The organism is Vibrio sp. 1727 (assembly GCF_033344415.1).
Classification (GTDB): Bacteria; Pseudomonadota; Gammaproteobacteria; order Enterobacterales; family Vibrionaceae; genus Vibrio; species Vibrio alginolyticus.
In genome coordinates this window covers 1-762 of sequence record NZ_JAWPOT010000211.1, presented here as the reverse complement: position 1 = coordinate 762, position 762 = coordinate 1, and the positions used below count along the sequence as shown (strand labels likewise).

General features: G+C 51.0%; 1 protein-coding gene. It reads left to right on the top strand.

Going from position 1 to position 762, the window contains the following annotated elements:
• Positions 1-753 (top strand): FGGY-family carbohydrate kinase (locus R8O10_RS24835; protein WP_318191904.1); only part of this gene is annotated, 753 nt, incomplete at its 5' end.
• Positions 754-762: the final 9 nt, after the last annotated feature.

Below are 762 nucleotides of genomic sequence, written 5' to 3'. Positions count from 1 at the left end.
ACTATTCATGGTATTTGTGGTCAAGTCGAAGGCAGTGCTATGCCCGAGTTGCTAGCACTTGAAGCCGGACAGTCCGCTTTTGGCGACATGTATGCCTGGTTCAAAAACGTCTTAATGTGGCCACTACAGGCTTATGCCGAGCACAATCCAGACTTTGCCTTAACTGCCGAAGAAGTTGCTTCAGAACTTTTGCCAATGCTCTCGCAAGCTGCCGAGCAGCAAGGTATCGACCAATATACTCCGGTTGCAATGGATTGGCTCAATGGCCGCCGAACCCCTTACGCACACCAGCGTCTTAAAGGTGCTATTTGTGACTTAAACCTTGGTAGCTCATCGCCTGCAATTTTCTCTGCACTCGTAGAATCCACTGCGCATGGCGCAAAAGCGATCGTCGATTGCTTTATAGAACAAGATGTCACTGTCGAACGCGTCATCGCCATTGGGGGCATTGCGCAAAAATCCCCTTACGTGATGCAAATGTGCGCCGATGTGATTGGTCGCGACATCATCGTGGTCGAATCAGATCAATGTTGCGCATTGGGGGCAGCGATTTTTGCAGCCGTCGCAGCTGGCGTTTACCCGACGACGAAATCAGCACAAGCCGTGATGGCAAGTCCTGTTCGTCAAACCTACTCACCAACACCAAAAGTGCAAACATTGCGAGCACAGCGTTACGCGACGTATCGCGAGCTTGGGCAACACATGGAGCAGATTGCGGAGTTTCACCAATCGCAGGAGCGTGAAGATGTCTGAACAAACCGT